12 protein-coding genes are annotated in these 15,196 nt (G+C 72.6%); 6 read left to right on the plus strand and 6 right to left on the minus strand.

What is annotated here, in order from left to right; genetic code table 11:
• Positions 1-164: 164 nt before the first annotated feature.
• Complete coding sequence (locus ACP4IX_RS22105) at positions 165-770, plus strand: AMIN-like domain-containing (lipo)protein (protein ID WP_426556450.1); 606 nt, start codon at positions 165-167, stop codon at positions 768-770.
• A 628-nt stretch (positions 771-1,398) separates the two neighbouring features.
• Positions 1,399-2,853 (plus strand): glyceraldehyde-3-phosphate dehydrogenase, encoded by a 1,455-nt coding sequence (locus ACP4IX_RS22110; RefSeq protein ID WP_426521936.1) that lies wholly within the window; start codon positions 1,399-1,401, stop codon positions 2,851-2,853.
• 58 nt (positions 2,854-2,911) lie between these two features.
• On the opposite strand, the gene ACP4IX_RS22115 is transcribed toward ACP4IX_RS22110, so the two are convergent.
• From ACP4IX_RS22115 to ACP4IX_RS22140, 6 genes are all read right to left on the minus strand, one after another.
• A complete protein-coding gene (locus tag ACP4IX_RS22115) occupies positions 2,912-3,592 on the minus strand; it encodes an N-acetylmannosamine-6-phosphate 2-epimerase (RefSeq protein ID WP_426521935.1) in 681 nt (226 codons plus the stop codon).
• Positions 3,589-4,536: an ROK family protein gene (locus ACP4IX_RS22120; protein ID WP_426556451.1), complete on the minus strand. Its 948-nt coding sequence runs from the start codon at positions 4,534-4,536 to the stop codon at positions 3,589-3,591. The genes ACP4IX_RS22115 and ACP4IX_RS22120 overlap by 4 nt, the downstream gene beginning before the upstream one ends.
• Entirely contained in the window at positions 4,533-5,492 is a 960-nt protein-coding gene (locus ACP4IX_RS22125; RefSeq protein ID WP_426556452.1) for a dihydrodipicolinate synthase family protein, read from the minus strand. Before ACP4IX_RS22125 ends, ACP4IX_RS22120 begins: the two co-directional genes overlap by 4 nt.
• Positions 5,493-5,586: 94 nt before the next feature.
• A complete protein-coding gene (locus tag ACP4IX_RS22130) occupies positions 5,587-7,068 on the minus strand; it encodes an exo-alpha-sialidase (RefSeq protein WP_426556453.1) in 1,482 nt (493 codons plus the stop codon).
• A gap of 26 nt (positions 7,069-7,094) precedes the next feature.
• The gene (locus tag ACP4IX_RS22135; protein ID WP_426556454.1) at positions 7,095-8,111 is read right to left on the minus strand and encodes an acetylxylan esterase; all 1,017 of its coding nucleotides are present in this window, start codon (positions 8,109-8,111) and stop codon (positions 7,095-7,097) included.
• A 294-nt stretch (positions 8,112-8,405) separates the two neighbouring features.
• Positions 8,406-9,158: a FadR/GntR family transcriptional regulator gene (locus tag ACP4IX_RS22140; RefSeq protein WP_426521930.1), complete on the minus strand. Its 753-nt coding sequence runs from the start codon at positions 9,156-9,158 to the stop codon at positions 8,406-8,408.
• A 185-nt stretch (positions 9,159-9,343) separates the two neighbouring features.
• Between ACP4IX_RS22140 and ACP4IX_RS22145 the strand changes: the two genes are divergently transcribed.
• The 4 genes from ACP4IX_RS22145 (at position 9,344) to ACP4IX_RS22160 (ending at position 15,146) form a co-directional block, all read left to right on the plus strand.
• A complete protein-coding gene (locus tag ACP4IX_RS22145) occupies positions 9,344-10,897 on the plus strand; it encodes an ABC transporter substrate-binding protein (protein WP_426521929.1) in 1,554 nt (517 codons plus the stop codon).
• 297 nt (positions 10,898-11,194) lie between these two features.
• On the plus strand, positions 11,195-12,145 hold the full coding sequence (locus ACP4IX_RS22150) for an ABC transporter permease (protein ID WP_426521928.1): 951 nt from the start codon (positions 11,195-11,197) through the stop codon (positions 12,143-12,145).
• Positions 12,145-14,130, plus strand: coding sequence for a dipeptide/oligopeptide/nickel ABC transporter permease/ATP-binding protein (locus ACP4IX_RS22155; RefSeq protein ID WP_426521927.1), 1,986 nt, complete (start codon positions 12,145-12,147; stop codon positions 14,128-14,130). Before ACP4IX_RS22150 ends, ACP4IX_RS22155 begins: the two co-directional genes overlap by 1 nt.
• Entirely contained in the window at positions 14,127-15,146 is a 1,020-nt protein-coding gene (locus ACP4IX_RS22160; protein WP_426521926.1) for an oligopeptide/dipeptide ABC transporter ATP-binding protein, read from the plus strand. The genes ACP4IX_RS22155 and ACP4IX_RS22160 overlap by 4 nt, the downstream gene beginning before the upstream one ends.
• The last annotated feature ends 50 nt before the right edge of the window (positions 15,147-15,196 follow it).

The following is a 15,196-nucleotide window of genomic DNA, read 5'->3' on the forward strand; positions in this document are numbered from 1 at the left end:
GGGTCCTCGGTCGGCGCGGGGCCGTCGCGTGCGCCCCCTCGGTACACCCGAAGCGCGCCCGAAACACACCCGAAGCACCCAGTGCACCCCCAACGCACCCGCAACCTTTCGGTCAATCGACTCGTCTCATCCCATACCGGAACTTGCATACACCGGGGGACACAATGCGACGAAGCAGAACAGCATGGGTGACGGTCGTACTCGCGGGCGCCGCCCTGGGGACGGCCACGGTCGCGGCCGACGCGGCCCCGGGCACCGACGCGCGGAGCACCGTACGCGACACCGCGCACACCACGGCATGCCCCACGGGCTGGGGCAGCCTCGCCAAGACCCGGGCCGCGGGGACGACGGCCCCGGTGAAGGACGTCAGGACCGCGCGCCACGCGTGCTTCGACCGGATGGTCGTCGACGTACCCGGTGCGAGCGCCGACCGCATCGGTTACGTGGTCCGGTACGTCGACCGCGTTCACCAGGACGGCTCGGGCCGCCCGATCGCGGTGGACGGCGGAGCCGTCCTGGAGGTCAGGATCGCCGCACCCGGCTACCGCCCCGAGACCGGCGCCGCCACGTATCCCGGCCGGGCCGACCGGCCCCTGCCGGATGTGGACCTCACCGGCTACCGCACCTTCAGGGACACCCGGTTCGCCGGCAGCTTCGAGGGCGAGACACAGATCGGGCTCGGCGTCCGCACCCGGCTGCCCTTCCGGGTACTGGCACTGGACGGCCGCCTCGTGGTGGACGTCGCCCACTCCTGGAGCGGGACGCGCTGAGCCCGGGGGCCCGGCGGCGCCTCGTTCCGGCGCTCGGCGGCCTCCACCAGCGCGGCCGGTTTCCGCCAGGGCCATGCGCGGTGCCCGCCCCGTCGTCCACGGCGGGCACCGCGCCGGGGAGCCCGTCGTGGGCGACGACGACCTCCGTGCCACCGCGCACTTCGGCGAGCGCGGTGGAATCGTCGTCGCGCCCTGGACGGCGGGGGCGGCCGACTCGAACTCGAGCACCTCCACCACCTGTTGGCCGGGCACGAGCCGCGCGACACGCCCGCGGCAGGTGTCGATGCGCCCGCCGGACCCTCCGGCAGCCGTCGGCACCTCACAGGTGAGCGAGACACGGAAGGCGCCACCCTGTCGCGCGTCGAACGTGTGCACCGGCGCGGTCAATACCGTCCGGAACCCGCCATCACGCCGCCACGGCGTCCGCGTCCGGCAACGCGCGGTGCACGGCGGAGCGCGGGGCGTCCACGCGCCGGGAGGCCGGGGCCGAGCGCACGGCACCACGCCTGCCGGCACTCATCCGAGCAGCACTCACTGGCACTCATCTGATCAGGAGGGGGCCCACTTGATCGATCAGAAGTGCGGTCGGGTTAGCATATGAGCGCCGCCTAGCTCGAAAGATAGAGACGTGACTGTCAACGACGACTCGTTCACCAACTGGAAGCACCGCGAAGAGATCGCGGAATCGATGATCCCGATGATCGGGAAGCTGCACCGGGAGCAGGACGTGACCATCCTGCTGCACAGCCGTTCCCTGGTGAACAAGTCGGTGGTCAGCATCCTCAAGACCCACCGCTTCGCCCGCCAGATCGCCGGTGCGGAACTGTCGGTCACCGAGACGATGCCCTTCCTGCGGGCCCTCACCACGCTCGACCTCGGCCCCTCGCAGATCGACATCGGCATGCTCGCCGCGACCTACAGGGCCGACGACCGCGGGCTGACGGTGGAGGAGTTCACCGCGGAGGCCGTCGCCGGAGCCACCGGCGACAACAAGACCGACCGCCGCGAGGGCCGCGACGTCGTCCTGTACGGCTTCGGCCGCATCGGCCGGCTCGTCGCCCGCCTGCTCATCGAGAAGGCGGGCTCGGGCAACGGCCTGCGGCTGCGCGCCATCGTCGTCCGCGGGGGCGGCGAGCGGGCCGCCGAGGACATCGTCAAACGCGCCTCGCTGCTGCGCCGCGACTCCGTGCACGGCCAGTTCCAGGGCACGATCACCGTCGACGAGACCAACAGCACGATCCTCGCCAACGGCAACGTCATCAAGGTGATCCACGCCGACGACCCGACGCAGGTCGACTACACGGCGTACGGCATCAAGAACGCCATCCTCATCGACAACACCGGCAAGTGGCGCGACCGCGAGGGCCTGTCGAAGCACCTGCGGCCCGGCATCGACAAGGTCGTCCTGACCGCGCCGGGCAAGGGCGACGTCCCCAACATCGTCCACGGCGTCAACCACGACACCGTCAAGCCGGACGAGCAGATCCTGTCCTGCGCGTCCTGCACCACCAACGCGATCGTCCCGCCGCTGAAGGCGATGGCCGACGAGTACGGTGTGCTGCGCGGCCACGTGGAGACGGTCCACTCGTTCACCAACGACCAGAACCTGCTGGACAATTACCACAAGTCGGACCGTCGCGGCCGGTCCGCGCCGCTGAACATGGTCATCACCGAGACGGGTGCCGCCTCCGCCGTCGCCAAGGCCCTCCCGGGGCTCGAGGCGAAGATCACCGGCAGCTCGATCCGCGTGCCCGTACCGGACGTGTCGATCGCGATCCTCAACCTTCAGCTGGCCCGCGAGGCCACCCGCGAGGAGGTCCTCGACCACCTGCGCGACGTGTCGCTGACCTCGCCGCTGAAGCGCCAGATCGACTTCATCAGCGCCCCCGACGCGGTCTCCAGCGACTTCATCGGCTCGCGCCACGCCTCGATCGTCGACGCCGGCGCGCTGAAGGTCGAGGGTGACAACGCGATCCTCTACCTCTGGTACGACAACGAGTTCGGCTACTCCTGCCAGGTCGTGCGCGTCGTGCAGCACGTCTCCGGGGTGGAGTACCCGACGTACCCGGCCCCGGCGGTCTGACCGCGACAGCACGTGAGGGGCGGTGGGTTGTCTCCCACCGCCCCTCACGCGTGCCGGTTCAGGACGCCATGTGCTGCGCGAACAGCCGGGTCAGCGCGGTCGGCGCGGTGATGGCGGTACCGACGACGACGCTGTGCGCGCCCGCCGCGAGGGCCTGCGCGGCCTGTTCCGGCGTCGCGATCCGGCCCTCGGCGATCACCGGGGTGCCGATCGCCCCGGCGAGGCCGGTCACGAGAGCCAGGTCCGGCGCGGTCTGGACCGGGGAGCCCGGCACATAGCCGGACAGGGTGGTGCCGACGAAGTCGGCTCCCTGGGCGGCCGCCGTCCGGCCCTCGGCGAGTGTCGACACGTCGGCCATGACCCGGCCGCCCGCCGCGTGGACCGCCTCGACGAGTTCCGCGAACGTACTGCCGTCGGGGCGCGGCCGGGCGGTGGCGTCGGCCGCGACGACCGCGGCACCCGCCTCCACGAGGGCGAGCGCGTGGCGCACCGTCGGGGTGATGAAGACGCCGCTGTCGCCGTCCTTCCACAAACCGATCACCGGGAGGTCGACGGCCGCGACCGCGGCGGCGACGACCTCCGGGTCGTTGACGCGCACGGCCGCCGCACCCCCGTCGCGTGCCGCGAGGGTCATGCGGACCAGGGTGTCGGTGTGGCGCATCGGGTCCCCGGGCGGGGCCTGGCAGGAGACGATCAGGCGGCCGGCCAGGGATTCGGCCAGGGGCTGGGCCGGGGTCATGGGGCTACTCCCGTGGTCTCAGGGCGGTGCAGGGGCAGGGTGCGGGTCAGCGCGGCCGCCCCGAGGACGGCGGCGTCCGCTCCGCCGTGCGGCGGCACCGGGCGCAACGCGCGCAGCGGGGGCATGAGTTCCGCGGTGAACGCCGCGCACAGGGCGTCCCGGTACAGGGCGCCGACGCGGGACACGCCGCCGGCGACGACCACGCGGTGCGGGCCGAGCGCGTTGGCGAGGCCGCCCAGCGCACGGCCGGTCGCGCGGGCGCCGAGCGTGATGGCCCGCGTGGCGTGCGGGTCGCCCCGCGCGGCGCGTTCGGCGACGGTCTGGAGGCGGTCGGCCCGCTCCCCGCCGAGCCGCGCGTAGTGGGCGGTGATGGCGGGGCCGGCCGCGATCGCCTCCAGGTGGCCGGTCGCCCCGCAGGTGCAGGGCAGGCCGTCCGCCTCGGGGCTCGGCAGGTGTCCGAGGTGCCCGGCGATTCCGGCGGCGCCGTGCAGCACGCGTCCCGCCGCGGCAACGGCTCCTCCGACGCCGGTGCCGACGGCGGCGTAGATCAGGATGCCGTCCTCGCCGAGGCCGGCGAGTTCCGTCGCGGCGGCGGCGCGTACGTCGTTGTCGCAGGCCACCGGGAGCCCCGTACGGGTCGCGAGGCCGGCGGCCAGGGCGGTGCCGGCCCAGCCGCGGATCGTGTCGGTGGCGCTGGTGACGGTGCCGGTGGCGGGATCGATGACGCCGGCCGCGGCGACGCCGATCGCGGCGGCCCCCGGCGCCCACACCGCGCGGGCCCCCGCGGCCAGGGCGTCCAGCACCGCCCGGGCGCCCTCCGTCGCCGGGGTGGCCAGGGTGTGCCGGGCCAGGACGGTGCCGTCGGCCCCGACCAGGGCGGCGGCGATCTTCGTGCCGCCCAGGTCGAGGCCGATCACCGGCGCGTCGAAGTACCGTCCGCTCATCGGACCGGGAGCAGCCCGGCGCCGCGCAGGTGCCGCTCGACGTGGGCGACCGAGGCCTCACCCAACTGGATCTGCGGGGCGGCGGTGGTGCCGTGCGTGAACACCCCGAGCAGCCGCAGGGCGTGCTTGAAGGCGCCGATGGCGGAGGAGTTGCGGCCCATCTCGTCCTCGGAGCCCGCGTCGACGAGGCCGAACAGCTCGACGAGCCGCTCCTGTTCCCTGACCGCGCCGTCCAGGTCGCCGCCGCGCACGGCGTCGTAGAGGCGGACGTAGCCGGCGGGGTCCACGTTGCCGAGGCCGGGGACGACGCCGTCGGCGCCGGCCAGCAGGGCGGCGTCCACGGTCAGTTCGGAGCCGGTGAGGATGCTGAAGGAGGGTGCCGGGCCGTCCTTCCGGCCGTGGCGTCCGCCGAGTTCGACGATCAGGCGGCGCAGTCCTCCCTCGTCGCCGCTGCTGTCCTTGAGACCGGCGAGGGTGCCGTCCACGGCGAGGTCGCGCACCAGGGCCGTGGAGAGCTTGCTGTGTACCGAGACGGGCAGGTCGTAGGCGTACAGGGGCAGGTCGACGCCGGACCGGACGGCGCGGAAGTGGCCGGCGATCTCGCGCGGGTGGGTGCGGGCGTAGAAGGGAGCGGTCGCCACCAGGGCGTCGGCGCCCGTCTGCCGGGCGGCCCGAGCGTGGGCGAGCACGCGGGGGGTGGTCATGTCGATGACGCCGGCGAGCACGGGCACCCGGCCCGCCGCCGCCTCGACGACCGTCTCCAGGGCCACCGCCCGCTGCCGGTCGGTGAGGAAGGCCACCTCGCTGCTGGAGCCGAGGGCGAACAGCCCGTGCACTCCCCCGCCGACGAGGTGCTCGACGAGCCGGGCGAGCGATGCGGTGTCGACCTCGCCCGACGCATCCAGAGGAGTGCAGACGGGCGGCACGACGCCGCTCAGGGGCTGGGACGAGGACATGGTGTCTCCTGGGCTGTGCGAGTGGTGGTACGGGGTGGAACGGGCCGCCCGCGCACCGCGTCGAAGGGCGGGTGTGCGGGCGGCCCCGGCCGGTCTACGGCGCGGTGACGGTGAGCGTCGCGTCGCCGTAGGAGTGCTGGGAGCCGCGGATCTGGTAGGTCGCGGTGGCCGCCACGCCGCCCGCGGTGGCGTTCGCGGGGACGGTGACGGGGATCTTGACGTTGGCGCCCTGGCCCGGGTCGAGCGCGGGCACGGTGACGGCGGGGGCGCTCCAGCCCTGCGGCAGCTTCAGGGAGACCGTGCCGGCGGGGAGCCGCACGTCGTTCTGGCTGACGACGCGGACCGTGACGTCGGTGGTCCTCCCGGCGGGCAGGGACGCGGGCGGGGTCACGGTGACGGGTGCGCAGACGCCGCCGAGCCACGTGAGGTCGAAGGACGAGTAGGTGATGTGCCGGTAGTCGTCGCGCTCCCACAGCAGGCCCGTCCGGGGGTTGGCGCCGGTGCCGTCGCTGAGCGGGGTGAGCGTGGAGTAGGCGGCCGAGCCGGCCTCGACGGTCCTGCGCACCGGCCAGTTCCGCCCGTTGTCGCAGGAGAGGCGGACGGTGAGGTTACTGCGGCTGCCGGTGGTGGCGGTGTTGCTGAACAGCAGCCAGGAGGACCGCGGGTGGGAGGCGGGCACGTCCGGTGCGAAGCGGGCGACGGAGCCGTTGTTCGCGGGGTCGGGCAGTTCCCTGTCCTGCTGGAAGGGGGTGTAGGTGACGCCGCCGTCGGTGGAGTACGCGACCGTGCGGTACGGCTTGGAGCGGTTGTTGAGCATGACGCGGCCGTCGGACAGCTCGACGGTCTTGTTCTCGTCGCCGCCGGGCCCGACCGGGGTGCCCGTCTTCCAGGTGGCGCCGTGATCGTCGCTGTAGGCGCTGACCGCGTAGTTGGCGCCGTTGTGGCGGATGGCGTACTGCTGGATCAGGCGGCCCTTGTAGGTGCCGTGCCGCAGCTGGATCCCCTCGCCGGAGGCCGCGAACATGCCGGCCCAGGCGGGGTTCTTGATGTCGGCGGTGATCCGCTCGTGCTTCCAGGTCAGGCCGTCGTCGTCGGAGTAGCTGTAGTCGGCCTGGAGGACGTTCGGGTCGCTCTCGTCGTTGCCGGTCGCCGAACCGAAGAAGCCCTGGTTCACGGAGGCGGCGTAGAAGACGAAGATCCGTCCTGTCTCCCGGTCGACCAGGAGGCTGGGGTCGCCGTAGCCCTTGGGGGCGGCCTCCTTGCGCACCACCCGCTGCGCCTGCCAGGTGGTGCCGCCGTCGGTGCTGCGGCGCACGACGACGCCGATGTTGCCCGGCAGGTCGCCCAGGGTGGGCCGGGCGTCGTAGGCGGCGATCAGCGTGCCCTTGGTGGTGCGGGTCAGGGCGGGGATGCGGTAGTGGGGGGAGCCGGTGCCGGCGGTGGCGATGTCCTGCGAGGTGAGGGTGCCGGCGGTGGCGGCGGGCGAGGCCTCGGGGACGCCGTGGGCGACGGGGACGGTGGCCCCGAGGACGGCCAGGGAGGCGGTGCCGATGGCCAGGGAGACTCTTCGCTGCATGAACAGGCCTCTTCTCAGGTGAGGGATCAGGCGAGTCGGGGGGCGTGCAGGGCGGAGAGACCGGTGGGGCCGCCGGGCGGGGCGAGCAGTTCCCGCAGCCGGACGAGTTGTGCGCGCCGGTGGTGGCCGCCGCCGCCCTCGTGGCCGTTGAACTCGTAGACGCACAGGTCCTTGGGGCCGCCGTAGCGGTGGTAGGCGGCGAAGCACGTCGAGGGCGGGCAGACCTCGTCCATCATGGCGATGGAGAAGAGGGCCGGGGCGGTGGCGCGGGCGGCCAGCAGGGCCGCGTCGACGTAGGACAGGGTGGTGAACACGGTCTCGGTGCGGTCGCGGTGCAGGCGCAGGTACTCGGCGACCTCGGTGTAGGGCGGCAGGCCGGTGATGCTCGCCGCGCGCCGGATGTCGCACAGGAACGGGACGTCGGGCAGCACGCCCGCCAGGCCCGGCACCAGCCCGGCCACCGCGAGGGCGATGCCGCCGCCCTGGCTGACGCCGGTGACGGCGACCCGGTCCGGATCGACGGCCGGGTGCGCGCGGACGGCGTCGACACAGCGCACGGCGTCCGTGAACACCCGCCGGTAGTAGTGGTCGTGGGGGCTCTCCACACCTCGGGTCAGGAAGCCGGGGACGGTGCGGTTGAGGGCGGCGGTGTCGGGGGTGTCCCCTCCCGCGGTGGACCAGCCCTGGCCGCGCGTGTCCATGATGAAGTGCGCGTAACCGGCGTTGGCCCACAGGACCTGTTCGTGCGGCAGGCCGCGCCCGCGTCCGTAGCCGAGGTACTCCACCACGCAGCCCAGCGGGCCGCTCGCCCCGGCGGGCAGGTGGAGCCAGCCGCGCACGGGCTCGCCGGCGAATCCGGGCACGGTCGCGTCGTAGGTCGTCACCTGGGTCAGGCCCGTCTCCACGGGCGTGAAGAGGGGTGGCGTCGCGTGCGCCCGTGCCTCGCTCAGGGTCTGGTCCCAGAAGGCGTCGAGGTCGGCGGGCTCGTCGAGGTCGGGCCGCAGTGCGAGGCACTGGGCGAGCGTGAGGTCCGTCAGTGGCATGAAGGGGCCCCGGTGTCTGAGGCGTGCGCGCGGCGCAGCGCGGAAGTGCGGACGTACGGAAGTGCGGAACGTACGGAAGTGCGGACGTACCGGAGTACGGAAGTACGGAAGTACGGGAGGGAAACGGCCGAGCCGACTCCCGAGAGGCGAAAGCAGACGTCTGATGTCTGTTGTCCTGGGACACTAGAGATCCGGACGACGACCGTCAAGTACCCACCCGCTTCGCCCCGGGGGTGTCGGCCTCCGGTGTCGCGGGCGCCGCGACCGTGCGCCCGCGACACCGCCGGGAGCCGGTCAGCGGCGGGCGCGGGCCTCCGCGATCCGCTGCCGAACCGGCGCGTAGTGGTCGGTCAGCGCCGCCGCGAACTCCACGGGATCCCGGTCCCGCACGGCGTCCACGATGCGCTGGTGGTTGGCGATGGTGGCCGCCTCGTGCTCGTGCGTGAAGACGTCGAGGTGCGGTGCGACGATGACGTAGACGTCCCAGAACGCCGTGGACAGCTGGCCGATGAGGTCGTTGCCGAGCGGCGCGAGGAGCAGGGTGTGGAAGGCGCGGTCCGCCTCCACGAAACCGTGCCCCTCGCCGGCGCCGGCCCTGCGCATCTCCTCGACGTGCGCGCCGAGGCGGGTGATCTGCTCCTCGTCGAGGGACGACACGAGCCGCTCGGCCATGCCGCGTTCGAACAGTTCGCGCACCTCGATGAGGTCGCTCATCACCTGGAAGTCGTCGTCGGGACTGAGCAGGCCGCGGAAGGTCAGGCTCTCCACCAGGGCCGACAGGCTCAGCCGCCCGACATAGGTGCCGTGTCCGTGCCGCACCTCGACGATGTCGAGCGCGGTGAGGATCCTGATCGCCTCCCGCACACTGGAGCGGCTCGCACCGAGCGCCTCGCACAGGGCGGGCTCGGTCGGCAAGGGGTCCCCCGGGCGCAGTTCGTTGCGCAGGATGTAGGCCTTGATTCCGTCGACGACCTCCTGGCGCAACGGTTGTCGTGCCGCTTTGGGCTCCGGCACCGTATGCCGAATCGCCCTTTGCCCCACCGCCACCTCTTGACCCCTCTCATTTGCCCAGCTACGTTCCCACATTACCAAGCATCAGACATCAGACGTCTGATGCGCTGTCGGTGAGGCGCCGACCACACTCGCCTCCTCCACCGCTCGACCATCTCATCTCCCGCATGGAGGACTCCTTGTCCGCGCGCAGTGCAGCCGGCGTCGATCGCCGCACCTTCATGAGATACACCAGTGCCCTCGGTGTGGCGACCACGATCACCGCGGGCCTGTCGGCCTGCGGAGGGCCGGCATCCAGCGGGGACGGTGCCGGTGACTCGGGCAGCGGCAGCGACACCATCGAGGCCGGCATCTCCTACCCGCTCTCCACGGGCTTCGACCCGATGATCACCTCGGGCGCGACCCCGTACGCCGCGAACATGCACATCTTCGAGGGCCTGGTGGACCTCGATCCCGCCACGCTGGTGGCGCGTCCGGCCCTGGCCACCGAGATGCCGAAGAAGATCAACGCGACGACCTACCGGGCCACCCTGCGCCAGGGAGCGACGTTCCACGACGGCTCGGCGGTCACCGCGGACGACGTGGTGTTCAGTTTCGAGCGCGTGCTGGACGATGAGAACGCCTCGCTCATGGCGCAGTTCGTCCCGTTCATCGACAAGGTCACCGCGGTCGACGCCTCGACGGTCGAGTTCAAGCTGAAGTACGCCTTCGCGCTCTTCCCGTCCCGTATATCCGTGGTGCGGATCGTGCCGAAGAAGATCGCCGGCGCGGACGCCAAGGCCTTCGACGCGGGGCCCGTCGGCTCGGGCCCGTACCGCTTCGTGTCGGCGGTCCGCGAGGACAAGATCGTCATGGAGGCGTACGACAAGTACAACGGCCCGCACCCGGCCAAGGCCAAGAAGATGATCTGGCGGCTCATGTCCGACCCGTCGGCGCGGGTCAGCGCGCTCAAGTCCGGGCGGGTCCAGGCCATCGAGGACGTGCCCTACATCGACGTCGAGGGCTTCACCGGCAAGGACAAGGTCGAGTCCGTCCAGTCCTTCGGACTGCTGTTCCTCATGTTCAACTGCGCCGACGAGCGCTTCGCGGACAAGCGGGTGCGGCAGGCCCTGCACTACGGGCTCGACACCGAGAAGATCATCTCCACGGCGCTGCTGGGCAACGCCGAAGCCGCCACCGGATACGTGCCGGCCACGCACCCCGACCACCACAAGGCCTCCACCGTCTACCGGCACGACCCGGACCAGGCCAAGAAGCTGCTCGCCGACGCGGGCGTGGGCAAGCTCTCCTTCACGCTGCTGCTCACCGACAACGGCTGGATCAAGGACATCGCGCCCCTGATCAAGGAGAGCTGGGCGGCGATCGGGGTCGACGCCAAGCTCGACATCGCCCAGTCCCCCGCCCAGTACGCCAAGATCGACAAGGGGCGCTTCGACGCCCTGGCCGCGCCGGGCGACCCGTCCGTCTTCGGCAACGACGCCGACCTGCTGCTGCGCTGGTTCTACTACGGCTTCTGGCCGGAGAACCGCTACGGGTGGAAGGGCTCCGCCGCCTACAAGCAGACCAGGTCACTGCTCGACAAGGCCGCGGCGGAGGCCGACGCGGCGAAGCGCAAGGCGCTGTGGGGCCAGGTCACCGACCTGGTCGCCGACGAGGCCGCCCTGTACCCGGTGCTGCACCGCAAGCTGCCCACCGCCTGGCGCGACGGGACACTGACGGGGTTCAAGCCGCTGCCCACCACCGGGCTGTCCTTCATCGACGTCGGCCGGGCCTAGGAGGTTCGTTCGGATCTCGCCGGGGTCGCGGGGCCCGGCACACGCACCCCACGGCCCGAAGGGCGTGGGCGGTGCCCCCAGCGGCGCTGCCGCCGGCTGCCAGGGCTCCGCCCTGCCGCCCTCCTCCGCCCCGCGGCCGTCCGCACCGGACCCCGCCCGGCCCCGACGGCAGGGTGCCGTCCCCCGGAGCCGGCCCGATCCGAACGACACCCCTGCCCCGCACGCCCAGGCCGTCGGGACGCCACCGCGCCCCCACGAACCGCGGCGGCCCCCGCTCCAACCTCTAGGAACCTCACGATGGTTGCATTTCTCCGGCTCGCGCTGCGCCGCGTCGCGATGATGCCGGTGATGGTCCTCGGCATCGCGCTGCTGGTCTTCGTCGTCCTGCAGTTCTCGCCGACCGATCCCGCGTACAACGCGCTCGGCGACTCGGCGAGTCCCGAGGCACGGGCCGCGTTCGCCGAGGCCAACGGGCTCGACGACCCCCTGCCGGTGCGCTACTTCGCCTTCCTGGGCGATCTGCTGCGAGGGGACCTGGGTGTCACGATGTCGCCCAGCCAGCCCGTCACCGACCGGATCGCCACCGCCTTCCCGCTCACGCTGCAGCTGACCCTGCTCGGGCTGGCGCTGGCCATCGTGCTGGCGCTGGTCTTCGGCGTGCTCAGCGCCGTCTACCGGGACCGCTGGCCGGACCAGGTCTTCCGGATGCTGTCGATGGCCGGGATCGCCCTGCCCTCGTTCTGGGTCGGTGTGCTGCTCATCCAGCAGTTCGCGCTGAACATGCCGCTCTTCCCGACCGGTGGCTACGTCAACCCGGCCGACTCCCTCTCCGGCTGGCTCGAGAGCCTGACCCTGCCCGCGCTGTCCCTCGCGCTGCCCGTCGCCTCCTCACTGGCCCGCCTGATCCGCACCTCGATGGTCACCGAACTCGACCGCGACTACGTGCGCACCGCCCGGGGCAGCGGCCTGCCGCCCTTCCTCATCATCCGGTCGGTGCTGCGCAACGCCCTGGTCACCCCGCTGACCGTGCTCGGCGTCAAGGTCGGCTACATGCTCAGCGGCGCCGTCGTCATCGAGGCGATCTTCGACCTGCCCGGCATGGGCAAGCTGATCCTCGAAGGCGTCAACGGCGGCGACGTCGGGCTCGTCCAGGGCACCGTGCTCACCATCGCGGTCGCCTTCCTCGTGGTCAACGTCGTCGTCGACCTGCTCTACCTGCTCGTCAACCCGCGCATCAGGACGGTGTGATGTTCGCCCCAAGCTCCCTCGCCGCGCGGCTGTCGCAGCCCGGCGCCCGCCTGCGCCGCCTGCCCGTGCCCTCCCGGATCGCCCTGGGAATCCTGCTCGTGGTCGTGCTGGGCGCGGTGTTCGCCCCGCTGCTCACCCAGGACCCCCTGGCCACCGGCATACCCGCCCAGGCGCCGGGCGCCGACCACTGGTTCGGCACCGACCGGGCCGGCCGCGACGTGTTCGCCCGGGTCGTGCACGGCGCCCGCTACTCCCTGATCATCGGTCTCGGCGCGACCCTCCTCGCCCTGGTCCTCGGCTCGGCCCTGGGCGCGCTTGCCGCCACCTCGCGCAGGCTCGCCGACGAGTCGGTGATGCGCACGCTCGACATCGTGATGTCGTTCCCGCCGATCGCGCTGGCCGCCGTACTCGTCGCCGTCTTCGGGCCCAGCGTCCCGGTCATCATCTTCACCATCGCCTTCGTCTACTCGCCCTCGCTCGCCCGGGTCGTACGGGCCAACGTGCTGGAGCAGTACGGCGAGGACTACGTCGCCGCGGAGCGGGTCATCGGCGCCCGCCGCGGTCACATCGTGGCCCGGCACGTCGCCGTCAACTGCGCGGCGCCGGTCCTGGTGTTCGCGACCGTCATGGTGGCCGACTCCATCATCTTCGAGGCGAGCCTGTCCTTCATCGGCGCCGGTGTGCAGGACCCCGACCCCAGCTGGGGCAGCGTCCTGGCCTACGGCCGGCAGATCCTGCTCTCGGGCGGCTGGTGGGCGACGCTCTTCCCCGGACTGTGCGTGCTGATCACGGTGCTCGCGCTGAACGTCCTGTCCGAGGGCATGACGGACGCCGCAGCCGCTCCGGACAGGTCCCGCACGGGTGGCACCGACTCCGGCTCCGACTCCGACGAGAAGGCCGCCGCCGTGCCCGGTGCGGAGGCCGCCGCCGTGGACGCCGCGCTCACCGAGCTCGCCGCACGGCTCGCGGCCACGGAGCCCGCCGTGCCGCCGCTGCGCGAGGACGCGCCCGAACTGCTCGTCGTGCGCGACCTGTCCATCCGGTTCCCCGACCGCTACGGCGACACCCGCGTCGTCGACGGCATCTCCTTCACCGTCCGCGAGGGCGAGACCCTCGGACTGGTCGGCGAGTCGGGCTGCGGCAAGTCGATCACCAGCCTCGCGATCATGGGCCTGCTGGCCCGCAACGCCGAGGCCGAGGGCGAGATCCTCTACCGGGGCCGCGACCTCCTGAAGATGTCGCCGAAGGAGCGCCGGGCGCTGATGGGCCCGGAGATCGCCATGGTCTACCAGGACGCCATGTCGTCCCTCAACCCGTCCGTGCTGATCGGCACCCAGCTGACGTGGCTCACCTCCCGCGGCGGCACCCGTACCCCCGCCGAACTGCTCGAACTGGTCGGCCTGTCCCCCGAGCGCACCCTGCGCAGCTACCCGCACGAGCTCTCCGGCGGCCAGCGCCAGCGGGTGCTGATCGCCATGGCGCTCTCCCGCAGCCCACGGCTGCTCATCGCCGACGAGCCGACGACCGCGCTCGACGTCACCGTGCAGGCCCAGGTCGTCGAGCTGCTGGTGAGGCTGCGCGACGAACTCGGCTTCGCGATGGTCCTGGTCTCCCACGACCTGGCCCTGGTCGGCGACCTCGCCCACCGGGTCGCGGTGATGTACGCCGGACAGGTCGCCGAGGCCGGCGACACCCGCTCGCTGCTGACCGACCCGGCGCACCACTACAGCCGCGGTCTGCTCGGCTCGGTCGTCTCGCTGGAGTCGGGGGCGGAGCGGCTGCACCAGATCCGCGGCGTCGTACCGGCGCCCAGGGCGTTCGGCCCCGGCTGCCGGTTCGCGTCCCGCTGCGCCGCCGCCACCGAGCTGTGCGCCACCACCCCGCCGCCCCCCGCCGACCGCGGCGCCGCGCGGGACCACCTCATCGCCTGCCACCACCCGGCACCCGGGAAGCGGTCGGCCGACTCGCTGGAGAGCGCCCGATGACCGCGCGGAAGGACACCGCCATGGACCCTCTCGTCCGACTCGACCACATCCACGTACGTCACAAGGCCCGCAGCGGGGGCATCCTGCGCCGGGACGCCGTGCACGCCCTCACCGACGCCTCTCTGGAGGTCCGGCGCGGCGAGATCCTCGGCCTGGTCGGCGAGTCCGGCTGCGGCAAGTCCACGCTGGCCCGCGTGGTCACCGGACTGCAGCGCCCCACCGAGGGACAGGTGTACTTCCGGGGCCAGGACCTGTGGAAGATGAGCGCCACCGAGCGCCGCACCGGGTTCGGTGCCTCCGTCGGCGTGGTCTTCCAGGACGCCTCCACCGCGCTGAACCCGCGGCTGTCCGTCCGGCAGATCCTGCGCGACCCGCTGGACGTGCACCGTCGCGGCACCCGCGCCGAGCGGGAGCGGCGCGTCGAGGAACTCCTCGACCTGGTCGGTCTGCCCGGCCACACCCTGGAGGCGCTGCCCGGCCGGCTCTCCGGCGGCCAACGCCAGCGCGTGGCCATCGCCCGCGCCCTCGCCCTGGAGCCGGAGCTGATCGTCGCCGACGAGCCCACCAGCGCGCTGGACGTGTCGGTGCGCGCCCAGATCCTCAACCTCCTGGTGGATCTGCGGGCCCGCCTCGGTCTGGGCATGGTGTTCATCTCCCACGACGTGCAGACGGTGCGCTATCTGGCGGACCGTATAGCGGTGCTGTACCTGGGCCGGGTCGTGGAGGAGGGCGGTGCCGCCCAGGTCTCCGGCGCCTCGCGCCACCCGTACACCGAGGCGCTGCTCTCCGCCACGCCGAGCCTGCTGGAGCGCCCCGAGCGGATCGTCCTGCACGGCCCGGTGCCGTCGGCCACCCATCCACCCTCCGGTTGCCCGTTCCGCACCCGCTGCTGGAAGGCGGACGACGCGTGCGCCACCGCCTTCCCCGCGGCCACGGACGGTCCCGGCGGACATCGCTGGCACTGTGTCCGTCCCCAGCGGAGCACGGCCGAGGAGGAAGCGCTGAGCGGAGGCTGATCCGACCGGCATCGGCCGGCCGGGCCGGGGCATGTGTGTGGTGGCGTTCT

The organism is Streptomyces sp. WG5 (genome assembly GCF_049974565.1).
Lineage (GTDB): Bacteria > Actinomycetota > Actinomycetes > Streptomycetales > Streptomycetaceae > Streptomyces.